The 15,623-nt window shown below is 74.7% G+C and carries 11 protein-coding genes; 7 read left to right on the top strand and 4 right to left on the bottom strand.

Going from position 1 to position 15,623, the window contains the following annotated elements:
- The first annotated feature begins 49 nt into the window (after positions 1-49).
- Positions 50-913, top strand: coding sequence for an NAD(P)H-binding protein (locus ACJX2R_RS38205; protein WP_413103799.1), 864 nt, complete (start codon positions 50-52; stop codon positions 911-913).
- A 52-nt stretch (positions 914-965) separates the two neighbouring features.
- On the opposite strand, the gene ACJX2R_RS38200 is transcribed toward ACJX2R_RS38205, so the two are convergent.
- Positions 966-1,688 (bottom strand): hypothetical protein, encoded by a 723-nt coding sequence (locus tag ACJX2R_RS38200; protein ID WP_413103798.1) that lies wholly within the window; start codon positions 1,686-1,688, stop codon positions 966-968.
- A 144-nt stretch (positions 1,689-1,832) separates the two neighbouring features.
- Between ACJX2R_RS38200 and ACJX2R_RS38195 the strand changes: the two genes are divergently transcribed.
- Positions 1,833-2,576, top strand: coding sequence for an SIR2 family NAD-dependent protein deacylase (locus tag ACJX2R_RS38195; protein ID WP_413103797.1), 744 nt, complete (start codon positions 1,833-1,835; stop codon positions 2,574-2,576).
- Between the two features lie 38 nt (positions 2,577-2,614).
- Here ACJX2R_RS38195 and ACJX2R_RS38190 read toward each other — a convergent pair whose 3' ends face one another.
- Complete coding sequence (locus ACJX2R_RS38190) at positions 2,615-3,118, bottom strand: methylated-DNA--[protein]-cysteine S-methyltransferase (RefSeq protein ID WP_413103796.1); 504 nt, start codon at positions 3,116-3,118, stop codon at positions 2,615-2,617.
- A 16-nt stretch (positions 3,119-3,134) separates the two neighbouring features.
- Positions 3,135-4,610, bottom strand: a complete 1,476-nt coding sequence (locus ACJX2R_RS38185; protein ID WP_413103795.1) for an AlkA N-terminal domain-containing protein — start codon at positions 4,608-4,610, stop codon at positions 3,135-3,137.
- Between the two features lie 176 nt (positions 4,611-4,786).
- On the opposite strand from ACJX2R_RS38185, the gene ACJX2R_RS38180 reads away from it, so the two are divergent.
- The 5 genes from ACJX2R_RS38180 to hemC all read left to right on the top strand — a co-directional run bounded on the left by ACJX2R_RS38180 (position 4,787) and on the right by hemC (position 14,124).
- Entirely contained in the window at positions 4,787-5,233 is a 447-nt protein-coding gene (locus ACJX2R_RS38180; RefSeq protein ID WP_413103794.1) for a CU044_2847 family protein, read from the top strand.
- Between the two features lie 4 nt (positions 5,234-5,237).
- Entirely contained in the window at positions 5,238-7,463 is a 2,226-nt protein-coding gene (locus tag ACJX2R_RS38175) for a trypsin-like peptidase domain-containing protein (RefSeq protein ID WP_413103793.1), read from the top strand.
- An 82-nt stretch (positions 7,464-7,545) separates the two neighbouring features.
- Positions 7,546-8,553 carry an AAA family ATPase gene (locus ACJX2R_RS38170; protein WP_413103792.1) on the top strand — a complete coding sequence of 336 codons (1,008 nt, stop codon included), beginning with the start codon at positions 7,546-7,548 and terminating at the stop codon, positions 8,551-8,553.
- Positions 8,554-8,556: 3 nt separating this feature from the next.
- Entirely contained in the window at positions 8,557-13,161 is a 4,605-nt protein-coding gene (locus tag ACJX2R_RS38165; RefSeq protein ID WP_413103791.1) for an SAV_2336 N-terminal domain-related protein, read from the top strand.
- A 30-nt stretch (positions 13,162-13,191) separates the two neighbouring features.
- On the top strand, positions 13,192-14,124 hold the full coding sequence (gene hemC, locus ACJX2R_RS38160; RefSeq protein ID WP_413103790.1) for a hydroxymethylbilane synthase: 933 nt from the start codon (positions 13,192-13,194) through the stop codon (positions 14,122-14,124).
- Positions 14,125-14,185: 61 nt separating this feature from the next.
- On the opposite strand, the gene ACJX2R_RS38155 is transcribed toward hemC, so the two are convergent.
- On the bottom strand, positions 14,186-15,598 hold the full coding sequence (locus tag ACJX2R_RS38155; protein ID WP_413106046.1) for a phytoene desaturase family protein: 1,413 nt from the start codon (positions 15,596-15,598) through the stop codon (positions 14,186-14,188).
- Positions 15,599-15,623: the final 25 nt, after the last annotated feature.

Below are 15,623 nucleotides of genomic sequence, written 5' to 3'. Positions count from 1 at the left end.
GGTGATACGTTGATGGCGATAGCACTGGAAACACGCAGAGGAGATCGCCGTGATCATCGTTACCGGAGCCAATGGCCAGCTCGGCCGGATGGTCGCCGAACGGCTGCTGGAAGCCGTCCCCGCCGAGGAGATCGGCGTCAGCGTGCGCGATGTGGAGGCGGCGCGGGGCCTCGGCGCGCGGGGCGTGCGCGTCCGCCGGGGCGACTTCGCCGACCCGGACACCCTCGCCCACGCCTTCGAGGGCGCCTCGAAGATCCTGATCGTCTCGACGGGCACCACGGGCGAGGCCGCCGTCCGAGGCCACCGCACGGCCATCGCGGCCGCGGCGGCGGCCAGGGCCAAGCGGATCCTCTACACGAGCCACATGGGCGCGAGCCCGTCCTCGCCGTTCGTCCCGATGCCCGACCACGCCGCCACCGAGGAGGCGCTGCGGCAGTCCGGTGTCCCCTTCACCTCGCTGCGCAACGGCTTCTACATCTCATCGGCCGTGGAGCTGGTCAGGGGCGCGCTGGAAACGGGCGTCCTGGCCGTGCCCGAGGACGGGCCGGTCGCCTGGACCGCCCACGCCGACCTCGCCGACGCGGCGGTCCTCGCCCTGACCGGCGAGGTTCTGGACGGCCTGAGCCCCGCGCTCACCGGCCCCGAGGTGATCGACATGGCCGAAATCGCGGAGATCCTCACTCGGCTGACGGGCCGCCCGATCCGCCGGGTGGTCGTCTCCGACGACGAGTACCGGGCGCGGTTGGTCAGCCATGGGGTGCCCGAGCCGTCGGCCGACCTGCTCGTCGGCCTCTTCGCCGCGGCCCGCGCAGGGGACTTCGCCCCGGTCGACCCCACGCTCGCCGATCTGCTCGGCCGCCCTACGGTGCGCGTGGAGGACTACCTGAAGTCGGCGCTCACCACGCCTCGGTGACGTACCGCGCGAATCGGGCCCGGTCGGCCCGGCTACGGTGGGCACGCGGGTGTCAGCGGTCGGCGGTGTCCCATTCGCTGCCCAGCCAGCCGCTGTGGCTTTCGAGCAGGGCGACCAGGGAAGCGATCACGCGGTTGTCCCACCAGTCCGCCACGGCCTCGAGCTCGAAGGCGCCGCCGGGGCCGCTGTGGAAGTCGAGGACGATCCGGCGGTCGGCGCGCCACTTCGTACGGCGCGGGGTGCGGGCGACGTCACCGCCACCGATGATGCTGCCGATCGCGATGGCCACCTGGACGGGTGAGATCAGCCACCACACGAACCACCAGAAGGCCCGCCCCTTCAGTCCGACGGCGGGCGGCGCGCCGGTCTGCCGGACGGTCCAGCGGGTGCGGATCCTGCCGCCCCTCATGGCCGGTTCGCGGGTGATGAGGGCGAGGGATTCACCGGCGGCGCCCAGCACCTCGTACGTGGCCGGACCACCCTTGACCGCCGACGCGGTGACAACCTGCGCGAAAACCTGCCCGCGGTAGGGGTCGGCCCAGAGGGTGAACACGCGGGTGCCGTCCTTACGGGCGGCGCGGTACGCCTTCAGATCGCCGCCGGGCGGGTCGCGGCGTTCGGGGAAGGCGAGGGGGCCGAAGGCCCGGCCGGGCTGGGGGGCGGTATCGGAGATCCGTATCTGCCAGGTGAGGCCGCCGTCCTGCGGCGGTTGCTCCTTCTCGCTCCGGGTTTGCCCGCTCAGGGTTTGCCCGCTCAGCCAGAGAAACCGTCCCATCCCCGTACTCTCCCCGTATGCCGTGCCTGTGCCGTGCTTGTGCCGGGCCTGACCTGTGCCGTGCCTGACCTGTGCCGGGCCGGACTCTACCCGTCCGGTTAAAGGCACTCGCCGCCGGTCGCGACGCGTGCGTACGCTCGCCGCATGAGCAGTGAGGCGACGCACCGGCCGCTGGTGGCGATCCTGAGCGGGGCGGGCATCTCCACCGACTCCGGGATCCCCGACTACCGCGGTCCGCAGGGGTTGTGGCGGCGCGATCCCGAGGCGGAGAAGCTCGTGACGTACGAGTACTACATGACCGACCCCGACATCCGGCGCCGCTCCTGGGAGATGCGGCGCGACAGCGAGGCGCTGCGCGCCCGGCCCAACGGGGCGCATGAGGCCATCGCCCGGCTGGAGCGCTCGGGGGTGCCGGTGCGGGTGATCACCCAGAACGTGGACGGGCTGCACCAGATCGCCGGGATGCCCGCGCGCAAGGTGCTGGAACTGCACGGCACCGCGCGGGCCGTGCGGTGCACCCACTGCGAGGCGCGGTCCGGGATGGACGAGGCGTTGGAGCGGGTCGCGGCGGGTGAGGCGGATCCGGCGTGCCGGGAGTGCGGCGGGATCCTGAAGTCGGCCACGGTGATGTTCGGGGAGAACCTCGATCCGGAGGTGCTGACGGAAGCGGTCGCGGTGGCGCAGGCGTGCGAGATCTTCATCGCGGTCGGTAGCAGCCTCCAGGTTCAGCCCGCGGCCTCGCTTGCCGGGCTGGCCGCCGAGCATGGGGCTCGGCTGATCATCGTCAACGCGGAGCCGACGCCGTACGACGAGCTCGCGGACGAGGTCGTTCGCGAGCCCATCGGTGTGGCGCTGCCCGTGTTGTTGGATCGCATCGCCGCGGGCTGATCGCCGACTTCGCTGATCGCTGATCGCTGACTTCAGCGTCAGAAGAGGCCGGGCAGTTCCTGCCGTGCCTCGAACTCCAGCAGCCGTCGTTTGCGGTCCAGGCCGCCGCCGTAGCCGGTGAGGCTGCCGGATGAGCCCACCACTCGGTGGCAGGGGACGATGATGCCGATCGGGTTCTTGCCGTTGGCCAGGCCCACCGCGCGGGAGGCGGTCGGCTGTCCGATGCGGTCGGCCAGTCGGCCGTACGACCAGGTCTCGCCGTACGGGATGGCCCGCAGCTCGGCCCAGACGCGGCGCTGGAAGGGCGTGCCGTCCAGGTGCAGCGGCAGGTCGAACTCGGTCAGCTCGCCCGTGAAGTACGCCGTGAGCTGGCGGATGGTTTCGGCGAAGGGGGTGTCGGCTGGGTCGCCGGGGCCGCCGAAGGTCTCCTCGGGTGGGCGGTGGCGCTGCTCGAGCATGTAGAGGCCGGACAGGTCGGTGCCGGTGGCTACGAGGGTTAGGGGGCCGTAGGGGCTGTCGATGGTGGTGTGGGTGCGGGTCATGGTGTTCCTCGGGCCGTTATGCCGCCGGTAGGCGGTTGATGGCGTGGGCCGCGTCTGTGGCCCATAGGTATTGGACGGCGTAGGCGCGCCACGGGCGCCAGTGGGTCGAGTGGCGGGTGAGGGCGCCGGGCGTGGCGGGCAGGCCCAGTTCGGCGGCGGCCCGGCGCACTCCGAGGTCGGTGGGGAGAAAGGCGTCCGGGTCGCCGAGGGCGCGCATCGCGATCACCTCGACGGTCCAGGGGCCGAGCCCCGGCAGCGCACCGAGGCGCGTGCGGGCCTCGTCCCAGTCGCTGCCTACGCCGAGCGCGACCCGGCCCTCGGCGAGCGCGTCGATCAGCCCGGTGAGGGTGGTGCGGCGGGTGCGGGGCATGGCCAGCTTCTCGGGGTCGAGCCCGGCGAGGGCCTGGACGGTCGGGAAGAGGTGGGTCAGACCGCCCGCCGGGTCCTCCACGGGCTCGCCGTGCGCCGCCACCAGGCGCCCGGCGTGGGTGCGGGCGGCCGCCGTGGACACCTGCTGGCCGAGCACCGCGCGCACCGCGAACTCGTCCGCGTCCACCGCGCGCGGCACCCGCCGCCCCGGGGCCTTGTCGACCAGTGGGGCCAGCTGGAGGTCCGTACGGAGCAGGTCGTCCACGGCGGCCGGGTCCGCGTCGAGGTCGAGCAGCCGCCGGCAGCGGCTGATCGCCCCGGCCAGGTCGCGCAGGTCGGCGAGGGAGAGCTGGCAGGCGATGTGGTCCGGCCGGGGGCTGAGGGCGACCACCCCGGGTCCGTACGGCAGCCGCAGGGTGCGCCGGTACGCGCCGTCGCGCCACTCCTCGACGCCGGGGACGGCGGTGGCGGCGAGGTGGCCGAAGAGGTTGTCCGGGCACAGCGGCGCCCGGAACGGCAGCCGTAGCGTGAGCGCGCCGGGCACGCTGGTCCGCGGCCCCCGGCCGGCCCGCTGCCGCAGCTCGGTCGGGGAGAGCGCGAAGATCTCCCGTACGGTTTCGTTGAACGCGCGGACGCTGGCGAATCCGGCCGCGAAGGCGATGTCCGCCATCGGCAGGGCGCTGGTCTCGATCAGCAGCCGCGCGGTCTGTGCCCGCTGGGCCCTGGCGAGCGCGAGCGGGCCCGCGCCGAGCTCGGCGAGCAGCTGTCGCTCGACCTGCCGGGTGCTGTATCCCAGCCGGGCCGCGAGGCCCGGGACCCCGTCCCGGTCCACCACACCGTCGGCGATCAGCCGCATGGCGCGGGCTACCAAGTCCGCCCGCTCGTTCCACTGCGGCGAGCCGGGGCTGGCGTCCGGACGGCACCGCTTACAGGCCCGGAACCCGGCCTGCTGGGCGGCCGCGGCGCTGGGGTAGAACCGCATGTTCTCGGGCTTGGGCCCGACGACCGGGCAGCTCGGCCGGCAGTAGATCCCGGTGGTCACGACGGCGATGAAGAACCACCCGTCGAAGCGGGCGTCCTTCGCCTGTGCGGCGCGGAGGCACCGGTCGGTGTCGGTGTGCATGGGTCAAGCATCCGCCAGCGGGGTGGGGGCAGGCTCGCGGGAATCCGACATCGACCTCACGCGGTGGGGCGGGCGCCCCGTGGCCCCGCGCCCCGTGGCCGCGCCCCGTTCCCCCGCCCGTCGTTCCGGCGGCGTTTGGTGCGAAGGGGCAGACCGGACGCCTGATGATCGGCATGATGAGGAATGTGACGGAACACCGTGAGATCCCCCTGGCGGACGGCACGACCGTACGGCTGGAACTGGCCCCCGTAGGAGACGCCTCCCCCGAGGACGAGTACGGCGGCGTCGGTGGCGTCGGCGGCGTGACCCCGGTGGGGCGCGGGGCGCGGGCCGCGGCCACGCTCGCCAACGCCGGTCTGGGCGTCATCCTGCGAGGGCTGGGGCCGGTGCTCCAGGACGTACACGACGCCGTCAGCTCGGCCCCGCATCCGCCACAGGAGTTCACCGTGCAGTTCGGGGTGCAGGTCGGCCAGGACCTCAAACTCGGCATCGTGGGCGCCAATGGGAACGCCAACCTGACCATTTCGGCCACCTGGCGGCCGTCCGAGCCGTCCGGGCGGTCCGAGCCATCCGAGCCGTCAGTACCGGCGGTGCCGCCGTCCCGGCCCGGCCCCGCGGCCTGAAGCCATGGGTTGGTTCCACGCGCACGGGGTCTCGTCACGGCCCGCGGTGTCCATTCTCGCCAAGGCCGACGGAAGACCGGCGGGCGCGGGCGTCCTGCTGCCGCGCCGCCATCTGCTGACATGCGCTCATGTGGTCAACAGCGCACTGGGGAAGGACATGCTGGCCCCGGACCACCCGGGCCCGATCGCGGTGTCCGTACGGCTCCACGGACCGGAGCACACCGTCGAGGCCCACGCAGAGCTGGCGGTCTGGATACCGCCCCGGACCGACGACGGCGGCCTGGGCGCCTTCGAGTGGAACGGCGACCTCGCCGTCCTGCGGCTGAACGGGGCCCTGCCGCCCGCGATCGAGCCACCGCGCTGGCACCCGATGGCCAAGCGGCAGCTCGTACGGGCCTGGCACGGCAGCGGTGAGCCGGGGGTGTTCGCGGACGCCGAAGTGAGCGCGTGCGACGGGCGGTTCGGCTACTTCGACGGGGCCGAGCGCGCCCTGGACATCGAACCGGCCTACAGCGGCGGCCCGTTGTGGTCCAACGAGGAGGGCGCCGTCGTCGGGCTCGTCACGGCCAAGCTCCGCGTCCATGGGACGCTGCGCCGCGCCTGGGGGATCCCCTGGCAGCGCGTGACGCGGGAGCTGGACGACGCCGGGGCGGGCCACTTGCTGCCCCGGCAGCCCGCGGAGGACGTACGCGACCACCCCGCCTACGCCGAGCTCGTCGCCCTGCTGGACGGGCCGCTGCCGCTGTCCGAGGGGTGGGTCCGCTGCTGCCGTACGGTCGCCCGGCAGTGCGGCCTCGGCCATCGCGCGGACGGCGTGCCCACCGCCGAGGAGTTCGCCCATCTGCTGCTCACCCGGGGGCGTGCGCTGCCCGCGCTGGTCGAGGCGGTGCGCGGCACGGCGGGCCCGGTGGCCGACGACCTCCTCGCCATAGGGCGCCGGCACGGGCTGCCCAAGCTGCTCTCGCCGGGTGAGCACGAGCGGCTGCTGGTCCAGCTGCGCGCCCTGCCCGCGGCCGCCGCGGCCGGTGTCCCCGGCGCCGTACGGGCGGCGCTGCCGCTGGCGGCCCTGCCCGCGGCGCTGCTCACCGGCGGTGACGGGCACCACGGCGGTCAGCACGACGGGCACCACGACGCTCACCACGACGGGGACAGCGGGGACGACACCGGACGCGGCGGGCGGTTCGAGGCGCTGATCGCCCATGTGGAAGGGCTGCACGGGGACAGCGCGGCGGCCGACGACGGGGTCCTGCCCGCCGTGCCCGGCCTGCTGCGGGCCGTGGAGTTCGTGGCCGCCGGATGCTGCCCGGCGGAGCAGCGTGCCGCGCTGCGGCGGTGGAACGCGGCGGTCGCCCGCCGTCTCGGTGTCCATGACGCCGCCCTGATGGACCGCCGCCACGACGCCGAGCAGTGGGCCAGGAACGCCGCCCGGGGCGCCGCGCCCCGCGTCGTGGCCAAGCTGGACCGCTGCGGGGCCGCACCGGTCGGTACGCCGGTGGCGGCGCGGGAGGACGGCCCGGAGCGCTACCGGCTGCGGCTGTGGTGCGACGACGGGGACGGGCTGCGCCAGGTGTCGGACGACAGCGAACGGCCGCGCGGCGCGCAGGAGGTGGCCCAGGAGATCCTCGCCGCCGTGGGCTCGCTGCGCCGCCCCGACCCCTCGGGGCCGCGGCCCGTCATCGAGCTGATCGTGGACCGGGACGCCCTGGAGGTGCCCGTGGACCGCTGGAAGGCCGCGGGGCCGGGAGCGGTGCTCCCCATCCGGCTCGGCACCCCGTACCCCCTGGTCGTCAACTGCCCCGAGCTGCGGGAGCTGAACGGCGGCACGATGCTGGACCAGTGGCGGGAGCGCTGGGCCCGGCTGGAGGCCGAGGAGCCCGTGCATATCGACGACACCATGGCCCCGGACCCGGAGGCGGTGTGCGGTCTGCTCATGGAGCGGCTCACCGCCCGGGTCACCGTCGATGTGGCGGCCCACCGGCGCACCGGTGTGGTGCAGATGTGTCTGGCCGCGGGCGTTCCGGTGGTGCTGTGGGACCGCAGCGGGGAGCAGGGCTCCCCGGCCGTGCGCCACGCGGCGGGGGCGAGCACCCGTCAACTGCCCGAGGCCGTACGGACCTACCGTACGAAGACCCTGCAACGGCCCGACGAGTACACCGGGCGGCCGGTGCTCGCCTGGGCCGATGCCGGGCGGGCGCTGCCACGGCTGGACCTTGTGGACCCCACGGAGTGACGGTGGGATCCGCGGCGGCAGTGAGAGAGACGGCAGGAGGCGCGCGATGTCCGCTGAGGCGGGCCGAGAGGGAGGTTCCCCGATGAATCCGCTTGGAGAGCCCGACTGGCGGCTGTTCCGGGGGGACGGCGTGCCCCGGCACATGGAGATGCCGCCCGCCCCGCCGTGGCGCCGCTTCGGCGCCGGGGAGCGGGCGGCGCCTGACGGGGCGGCCCCCGGCGGGGAGCGGACGCCGTCCGCTTCCGGTCCGGCGCGCCCGGCGCCGTATCTGATCGAGCCCGAACACGCGGACGTGGTCAACGCGGCCCTCCATCTGCGGCGTCCGCTGCTCGTCACCGGCAGCCCCGGAACCGGCAAGTCCTCGCTCGCGCGGGCGATCGCGCATGAGATGGACCTGGGCGAGGTGCTGCGCTGGCCGGTCAACAGCCGTTCCACCGTGCAGGACGCGCTCTACCGCTACGACGCGATCGGGCGGCTGCGCGAGACGGCCCTGACGCGCGACCGTGGCGAGGCCGAGCCCGACATCGGCAGCTTCGTACGGCTCGGGCCGCTGGGCACCGCGCTGGTGCCAGGCGGACGCCCCCGGGTGCTGCTCGTCGACGAGCTCGACAAGGGCGATGTCGACCTGCCGAACGATCTGCTGACCGTCTTCGAGGAGGGCGAGTTCGAGATCCCCGAGCTGGCCCGGCTGCCGGAGGAGCAGTCGGTGGTGGAGGTGCTCACCGAGCGGGCGGGCGAGCGGGCCACGGTGCGGCGGGGCCGGCTGATGTGCGAGGAGTTCCCGGTCGTGGTGATCACCAGCAACGGTGAGCGCGACTTCCCGCCCGCCTTCCTCCGCCGCTGTATCCGGCTGGAGCTGCCCACCCCCGACGAGGCGCGGCTCCGGGCGATCGTCACCGCGCATCTGGGAGACGACGCGCTGGAGGACGTCGACCAGCTGCTGGACGCCTTCCTCCGGCGCCGGGCGGCCCGCGAGCTGGCGACCGACCAGCTGCTGAACGCCGTGTTCCTGCGGGCGGGCGGCATGGACGTGACCGCGGCGGACGGGCTGTTGGAAGCGGTGCTGCACCGGCTGGGCGGGGCGGTGTGACACGTGGGCCGGGGGGACGCGGAACGCGACGGCGCAGCACCGGGTGACGCCGAACGGGGCGGCGCGGAGCCCGGGGGCACCGAGCGCGGCGGCGATGGGCAGGGCGGTGCCGGACGCGGCGGGGCCGGGCTCGGCAGTGCCGGACGCGGCCGGGGCGGGCAAGGCGGCGCCGGGCGGCTCGGACGGCTCGGACGGCTTGACGAGGCGGTCGCGGTGCTCGCCGCCGGCGGTCTCGAGCTGTCCGGGGAGGAACTGCTCGACGCGCTCTGGCTGGCCGGACGGCTGCCCGAGGATGGCGCGGAACGGGCGCCCCTGGCCCGCGCGGTGACCCGCGGCGGCACGGCGCTGCCCGCCGCGCGCCCCGAGCCCGCGCCCCGTACCGCGACCACGGCCTCCCCGGCCGCGTCCGCCCGGCGGACCGACCAGCCGACCGCGCCCGCCCGTACCGCGCGGGCCAACGGCGGCGAGCCCGGCGCCCGGCCGTACGCCCCCGCCGAGGCGCGGCCGGACGACCCGCCGGAGCAGCGCCCCGCCCCGCCCGCGCGCGGTGGCGATCAGCGGCTGCGCGGTCTGTACGGCGGCAGCCAGGTGCCCGGTGCGGAGGGCGCGGAGGGCACATCCGCGGAGGCGCGGCGCGCGCTGCCGCTGCGCGTGCCCGAGGACAAGGCGCTGCACCAGGAGCTCTCCATCGGCCGCGCCCTGCGCCCGCTCAAACAGCACCGCCCCAATCCGCTCAGGCGGGAGTTCGACGAGGCCGCCACCGCCACCGCGCTCGCCGAGACCGGTCTGCCGGACGTGGTGACCCGCCCCGCGCGCGAACGCTGGCTCGATCTCGCGCTCGTCATCGACGACGGGATGTCGATGCTGCTGTGGCGGCGGCTCGCCGTCGAGCTGCGCACCGTGCTTCAGCGCTCGGGCGCCTTCCGGGTCGTCCGGGTGCTGGGCCTGCACACGCGCGGCGGCGGCGCACCCGCGCTGCGCGCCCGCCCCTACGCCCCGGAGGCGCCCCTGCTGCCCACGACGGCGCTCTCGGACCCCTCAGGGCACACGCTAGTGCTCGTGGTGAGCGACGGGGTGGGCGCGGCGTGGCGGAACGGGCGGATGGGCCAGGTGCTGGCGCGCTGGGCGGGGTTTGGTCCCACGGCGGTGGTGCACGCGCTGCCGCCCCGGCTGTGGGAGGGTTCCGGGATCCGGACGCGGCGCTGGCAGGTGCGCACCCGCAGACCGGGTTCGGCCAACGCGGACTGGACGGTCGCGGATCCGGTGCTGCCCGCCGCCCTGGCGCGTTTCGACGGGGTGCCGGTTCCGGTGCTGGAGCCGGACGCCGGGCCGTTGGCCGACTGGGCCCGGCTGATCGCCTCCGCGAGCGGTACGGCGGTCCTCCCGCTGCTGGTCCCGCCGCGCGACGGCCCGCGCGACGGCCCGCGCAATGGCCGCCACGACGGCCCCCGCGCCACCCCGGCCACCGCCGTCCCCGGCCCAGCCGCCGCCCCGGGCCCCACCGCCGTCCCCGATCCCGCCGATGAGCTCGGCCGTCTCCAGCGCTTCCGCGACGCGGCGTCCCCGGAGGCGTACCGGCTGGCGGCCCATCTCGCCGCCGTGGCCCCGCTGCCGGTGCCGGTGATGCGGATGGTGCAGAAAGCGGTGGACGGCCGGAGCGACACCGGACGGCTGGCCGAGGTGTTCCTGGGTGGGCTGATGCGCCCCGTCGAACCGCCCGCCTCGGCGGGTTCGGACCCGCTGCCGCCCGAACACCGCCCCTTCACCTTCACCGACGCGGCCCAGCGGGCGCTGCTGGGCGCGGTGCCGCTGGCGGAGCTGGTCGCGACCAGCCGGCTCATCGGCCGTCGTCTTGAGCAACTGGCGGGCCGCTCCCCCGACTTCCCGGCCTGGCTGGCCGACCCGGGCGGCAGCGACCGGCTCCCGCCCGGCGCCCGGCCCTTCAGCACGGTGGAGCTACGGCTGGCGGCCCGGCTGGGGGCGCCGCCGCGGCCATCGGTGTTCACGTCGCCGACGGCTGCCGTGTGGTGGCATCCCTTGGCATCCCGCGATCCGCGGACGCTCGGCCCGTACCGGCTGCGGAGGGCCGGACCGCGGGGCGCGCGCGTCGTGCCCTATCTGGGCCTTGACGCCTACGGCGAGGAGGCCGTCGTCACCGTCGTCCCCGAGCTTCCCGCACCGCAGGCCGCGGCCCTGCTCCGGGTACAGGCGGAGGCACTGCGCCGGATGGACGGCCGCCATGCTCCCCGGCTGCTGCGCGAGGGACTGGACGAGGACGTTCCCTGGGTGGCGGAAGAGGCGTTCCTCGGCCATCGGCTGCACGACGTCCTTTTCGAGCGCGCCCATCAATGGGACGGCCATACCGCCCTCGCGATCGCCCGGCGGATCGCGGACGCGGTGCGCGTGTGCGCGGCCGAGGGGATGGCACACGGCGACCTCACCATCAACACCGTGCACATCGCCGGTGAGGACGTCTTCGTGACCGGCTGGTCCTCGGCCCGCATCGACGGTGCGCCGTCCCCGTCGGCCCTCGGGCGCCGCCCGCCCACTCCCGAGGACAACGTCCGGGAGCTGGGCGACATCCTGCTGTGCCTCGGCGGCGGGGGGCAGATGTACACGTACGGCCGGGACATCTATGACATGCCGCGCTGGAGCGGCGACGCGTGGCAGCCGGTCCGGGACATGGTGATGGCATGCCTGGAGCGGCAGGGCCGCCCGACGGCCGCGCGGGTCTGGGAGTTCCTCACCGACTTCCGACCGGACGCCGGGGCGCCGCGAGCCCACCCCCGGAGCCCCCGGCCCGAGCAGCCCACCGCCTGCGCGCTGTGCGGAAACCCGCTGGACCCGTACGACCGCTTTTGCGAGGCGTGCGGCACGGATCCGGCCACGGCACCGCCACAGTGGGCATCCGCCGAGTCCGCCGAAGCCCCGGCGTCCGCCGACTCCGCCGAAGCCCCCCGGGGCCGCGCGGAGCCGGAGAGCGGCCTGCCGTCGTTCGACCGGTACCGGGCCTACCGGAGGCTGGGCGGCAGCCGGGGGCAGGACGTCTATCTGGCCCGTCGATCGGGCGCGTCGAACGATGTGGTGATACGCGTCGCCCCGGGCGCCAGTGGGAAGCTGCGGGCCGAGGCGGAGGCACTGAGACGGATGTCCGGGCACTACGCGCCCCGGCTCCTCATCGACGCCTCCTCCGGCACCCCTCCGTGGCTCGTCATGGAATGCGTCCGGCTCCCCGACGGCTCACCGGCCCCACCGCTGTCCTCGCTCCTGGGCCGCGGGCCCGACGGCTCACCCCAGTTGGACGCCGTGCGCGCCGCCACCATCGGCCTCCGCATCGCCGAGGCGGTGAACATGTGCGCGCTCAAGGGCGTCGCACCCGGGGCCCTTACGGCGGACACCGTGCTCGTCGTCGGCCATACGGTGAAACTCATCGGCTGGACCGGCACGAGCCTCAACGACCGCCGTCCGAATGCCCCCACCGCCGCGGACGACGTCCACGCCCTGGGCGAAATCCTCCGTGCCCTGAGCGACGCACAGCCGACCGCTCAGCTCTTCCAGGCGGAAGCCATATGGCGCGAGCCCCAGCTGATCTCGATCATCTCCGCCTGTCTGGACGACCGGCCGAGCCGACGGCCGTCCGCGGGCCGGGTGGCGGACGTCCTCGTCGAGTGCCTGGCTGCCGCGCCGTCCTCGGCCCCCACCCCACCGCCGGACGGGACACCGGACGCCGGGCCCGCCCCCACGACGGCTCCCGAGCAGCGGCCCCCTCGCTCCACCCGCTCGCGCCTGGCCGCGCTCGTGGGGCTCGGCGGGCGGTCGGCCAGGTCGGAGCGGCGACAGCACAAGCTGGACCTCATCCGTAGGCCGCTGCCGTCCTGTCACCGCATCGTGGTGATCAGCCGACTGCCGAGGGGGATGGGCAAGGCCGCGGTGACCGCGGCCCTCGGCTCGATCCTCGCGACCGAGCGCGGGGGCGGCGTCGTGGCGCTCGACTACCACTGGTCCCAGGACGGTCTCGACAAGTACCTCGCATTCGAGGCCCTGGCCAACCCCGAGCTGCTGTCCTCCGTGGACGGGCCCCTCATCGGCCGGGGGGCCGATCCCAGGCTGTCGATCGTCCGTACGTCCACGGGGCCGGACATGTACCGCGCCGACCCGATCGGCGAAACGGAGTACCGACGCGTCATCGACGTGCTCACCGGCACCTACCCCATCGTGCTCACCCTCGTGGGGTCCCCTCCGGTTCACCGCTACACGCGCGGTGCGCTCGATCTCGCGGACCAGCTCATCATCATGACCTCCGCCAATCAGGCACACCTGCAATCCACCAGCGACGACCTGGAGGAGCTGTCATCCGGGGATTACGCGGAGCTGGTGGAGCGGAGCATCGTCGTGGTCAACCGGGCTCCGCGCCGCGGCGAGCCCCCGACCGATCGGTTCATGGCGGACTTCCGGGCCCGCTGCCGAGGCGTGGTCGCCATACCGCAGGACGACCACCTGGCCTCCGAGGGCGGCTTCCGCCTCGAACAGCTCACCCGCGAGACCCTCGACGCCTGCATCGACCTCGCCGCCCTGGTCGCGGAGGGGTTCCCCGGGGCCGGGACATAGCGCCCGCGGGGAGGGCCTATCCTCTACGCCATGTCCGCCGATTTGATCCGCATCGTCTCCCGTTCCTCCCCCATGGCCCTCGCCCAGGTCGAACGGGTCCGTACCGAGCTTGCCGCGCTGCGGCCGGGAATCCGTACGGAGGTCGTACCGGTCACCACCTCCGGCGACCGGTGGATGGGCGATCTGTCGAAGCTGGGCGGGAAGGGCGCGTTCACCAAGGAGGTGGACGCCGCGCTGCTGGCGGGTGAGGCGGATCTCGCGGTGCACTGCATCAAGGACGTGCCCGCCGACCGTCCGCTGCCCGCGGGCACGGTCTTCGCCGCCTACCTCAAGCGGGACGACATCCGCGACGCCGTGATCCACCCCGGCGGGCTGACCCTCGACGAGATGCCCGCGGGGACCCGGATCGGCACCTCCTCGGTCCGCCGCGTCGCCCAGCTGGCCATCACCCACCCGCAGCTGGAGTGCGTGCCGATGCGCGGCAACGCCAACCGCCGGCTGGAGAAGCTGGAGGCGGGCGACTGCGACGCGCTGCTGCTGGCCGTCTCGGGGCTGGAGCGGATCGGCCGTGCGGACCGGATCAGCGAGATCCTGCCGGTGGACGCCATGTGCCCGCCGATCGGGGCCGGGGTGCTGGGGCTCCAGTGCCGGGAGGACGACGCCGAGACGATCGAGGCCGTGGCCGGGCTCGGCGACGCCGACGTCTGGAAGGAAATCACCGCGGAGCGCATGCTGCTGCATGTGCTCCAGGGCCACTGCAACTCCCCCATCGCGGGCTACGCCAGGGCCGAGCGCGACGGCCGGCTCTCGCTGCGCGCCCGGGTCTTCAGCCCCGACGGCAAGACGGTCCTGGACGCCCATGAATGGGCGGGCCCCCTGGACCCGGCCACCCTGGGCACGTCGGTCGCGGTGGCGCTGCTCCGGCAGGGCGCCCGCGAGGTCATCGACACCATCCCGCACTGAGGCACCATCCCGCACTGAGGCGCCATCCCACGCTCAGGCGGCCGCAGGCCCCTCCCAGGGCCTACCGCGCCCGTAGCCTCCGCCACACCGCACGCGCCGCGTGGTGGCCCGACATGCCGTGGACGCCGGGCCCCGGTGGGGTGGCGGAGGAGCAGAGGTAGACCGCCGGGTGTGCGGTGGCGTAGGGGACGCGGGCCAGCTTGGGGCGTATGACGGCTTGGAGGCCCTCGAAGGCGCCGCAGGCGATGTCACCGTCGATGTAGTTGGCGTTGCGGGCGGCGAGTTCGGGCGGGCCGGCCACCGCACGGGCCAGGACCAGATCGCGGAAGCCCGGGGCGAAGCGCTCGATTTGACGCTCGATCACCTCCGTGGCGTCGCCCTTCCAGCCGCTGGGCACATGGCCGTAGGCCCAGAAGGTGTGCTTGCCCTCCGGGGCTCGGGAGGGGTCCAGGAGGCTGGGCTGAGCGGTGATCAGGAACGGGACGGAGGGGTCGCGGCCCTCGACGGCGGCCCGCAGCGCCGCGCCGATCTCGCCCGAGGTGGGGCCGACATGGACGGTGCCCGCGCGGCGGGCGTCGGGCGAGGTCCAGGGGACCGGGCCGGACAGCGCGTAGTCGATTTTGAAGGCGCTGGCCCCGTAACGGTAGCGGCGGTAGGCGTTGCCGAGACCGGCGATACGGGCCAGGGCGCGCGGCGAGGTGTCGAAGATGTAGGCGCGGGCGGGCGGCAGTTCGTCGAGCCGCTTGACCTCGGTGGAGACGTGGATCGTCCCGCCGTGTGCGCGCAAGTACGCCCCCAGCGCGTCCACGATCGACTGGGAGCCGCCGCGCGGGATCGGCCAGCCGACCTCATGGGCCGCGACGGCGAACATCAGGGCGGGGCCGCCGGTGGCCGGCGCGCTGGTGGGCGCGATGGCGTGCCCGGCCAGCCCGGCGAACAGAGCGCGCGCCTTCTCGTCGCGGAAGCGGAGCGGACCGGCGAGCAGCGAGACCGGCTGGAGCGCGTGCAGCCCGAAGCGGGCCCAGGTGATCGGGTCGCGGGGCACCCCGTCCCAGTGGGCGCGCAGCAGATCGGGGGCGAGGGTGGCCCAGCGGCCGAGGTAGGGGGCCAGCAGCCGGCGGTAGGTGCCGGCGTCGCGGGGGCCGAGCGACATGGCGGTCTCGCCGACCGAGCGGGCCAGCACCGCGGCCGTGCCGTCCGGGAAGGGGTGGGCCAGCGGCAGCTCGGGGTGGAGCCACTCCAGGCCGTACCGGGCCAGCGGCATCCGCTCGAAGGCCGGGGAGCCGATGGCGAGTGGGTGCACGGCGGAGCAGGGGTCGTGCCGGAAGCCGGGGAGGGTCAGCTCTTCGGTGCGTGAGCCCCCGCCGATGGTGTCCGCGGCCTCGAAGATCTCCACCGCGCAGCCGCGGCGGGCGAGTTCGACGGCCGCGGTCAGCCCGTTCGGTCCGGCACCCACAACGACCGCGTCGAGCATGGACGGCACGTCGGCTCCCCCTCGT

The sequence above is a fragment of the Streptomyces sp. Inha503 genome (assembly GCF_047215865.1).
Lineage (GTDB): Bacteria > Actinomycetota > Actinomycetes > Streptomycetales > Streptomycetaceae > Streptomyces > Streptomyces lycopersici.
The sequence above is the reverse complement of the archived record's forward strand: the minus strand, read 5'-3'. Positions and strand labels throughout refer to the sequence as shown.

Bases quoted from the DNA above. Each gene is read 5' to 3' on its own strand.
- ACJX2R_RS38185 (WP_413103795.1), bottom strand. From the start codon at position 4,610: ATGCACACCGACACCGACCGGTGCCTCCGCGCCGCACAGGCGAAGGAC.
- ACJX2R_RS38170 (WP_413103792.1), top strand. From the start codon at position 7,546: ATGAATCCGCTTGGAGAGCCCGACTGGCGGCTGTTCCGGGGGGACGGC.
- ACJX2R_RS38195 (WP_413103797.1), top strand. From the start codon at position 1,833: ATGAGCAGTGAGGCGACGCACCGGCCGCTGGTGGCGATCCTGAGCGGG.
- hemC (WP_413103790.1), top strand. From the start codon at position 13,192: ATGTCCGCCGATTTGATCCGCATCGTCTCCCGTTCCTCCCCCATGGCC.
- ACJX2R_RS38175 (WP_413103793.1), top strand. From the start codon at position 5,238: ATGGGTTGGTTCCACGCGCACGGGGTCTCGTCACGGCCCGCGGTGTCC.
- ACJX2R_RS38190 (WP_413103796.1), bottom strand. From the start codon at position 3,118: ATGACCCGCACCCACACCACCATCGACAGCCCCTACGGCCCCCTAACC.
- ACJX2R_RS38200 (WP_413103798.1), bottom strand. From the start codon at position 1,688: ATGGGACGGTTTCTCTGGCTGAGCGGGCAAACCCTGAGCGGGCAAACC.
- ACJX2R_RS38180 (WP_413103794.1), top strand. From the start codon at position 4,787: ATGAGGAATGTGACGGAACACCGTGAGATCCCCCTGGCGGACGGCACG.
- ACJX2R_RS38155 (WP_413106046.1), bottom strand. From the start codon at position 15,598: ATGCTCGACGCGGTCGTTGTGGGTGCCGGACCGAACGGGCTGACCGCG.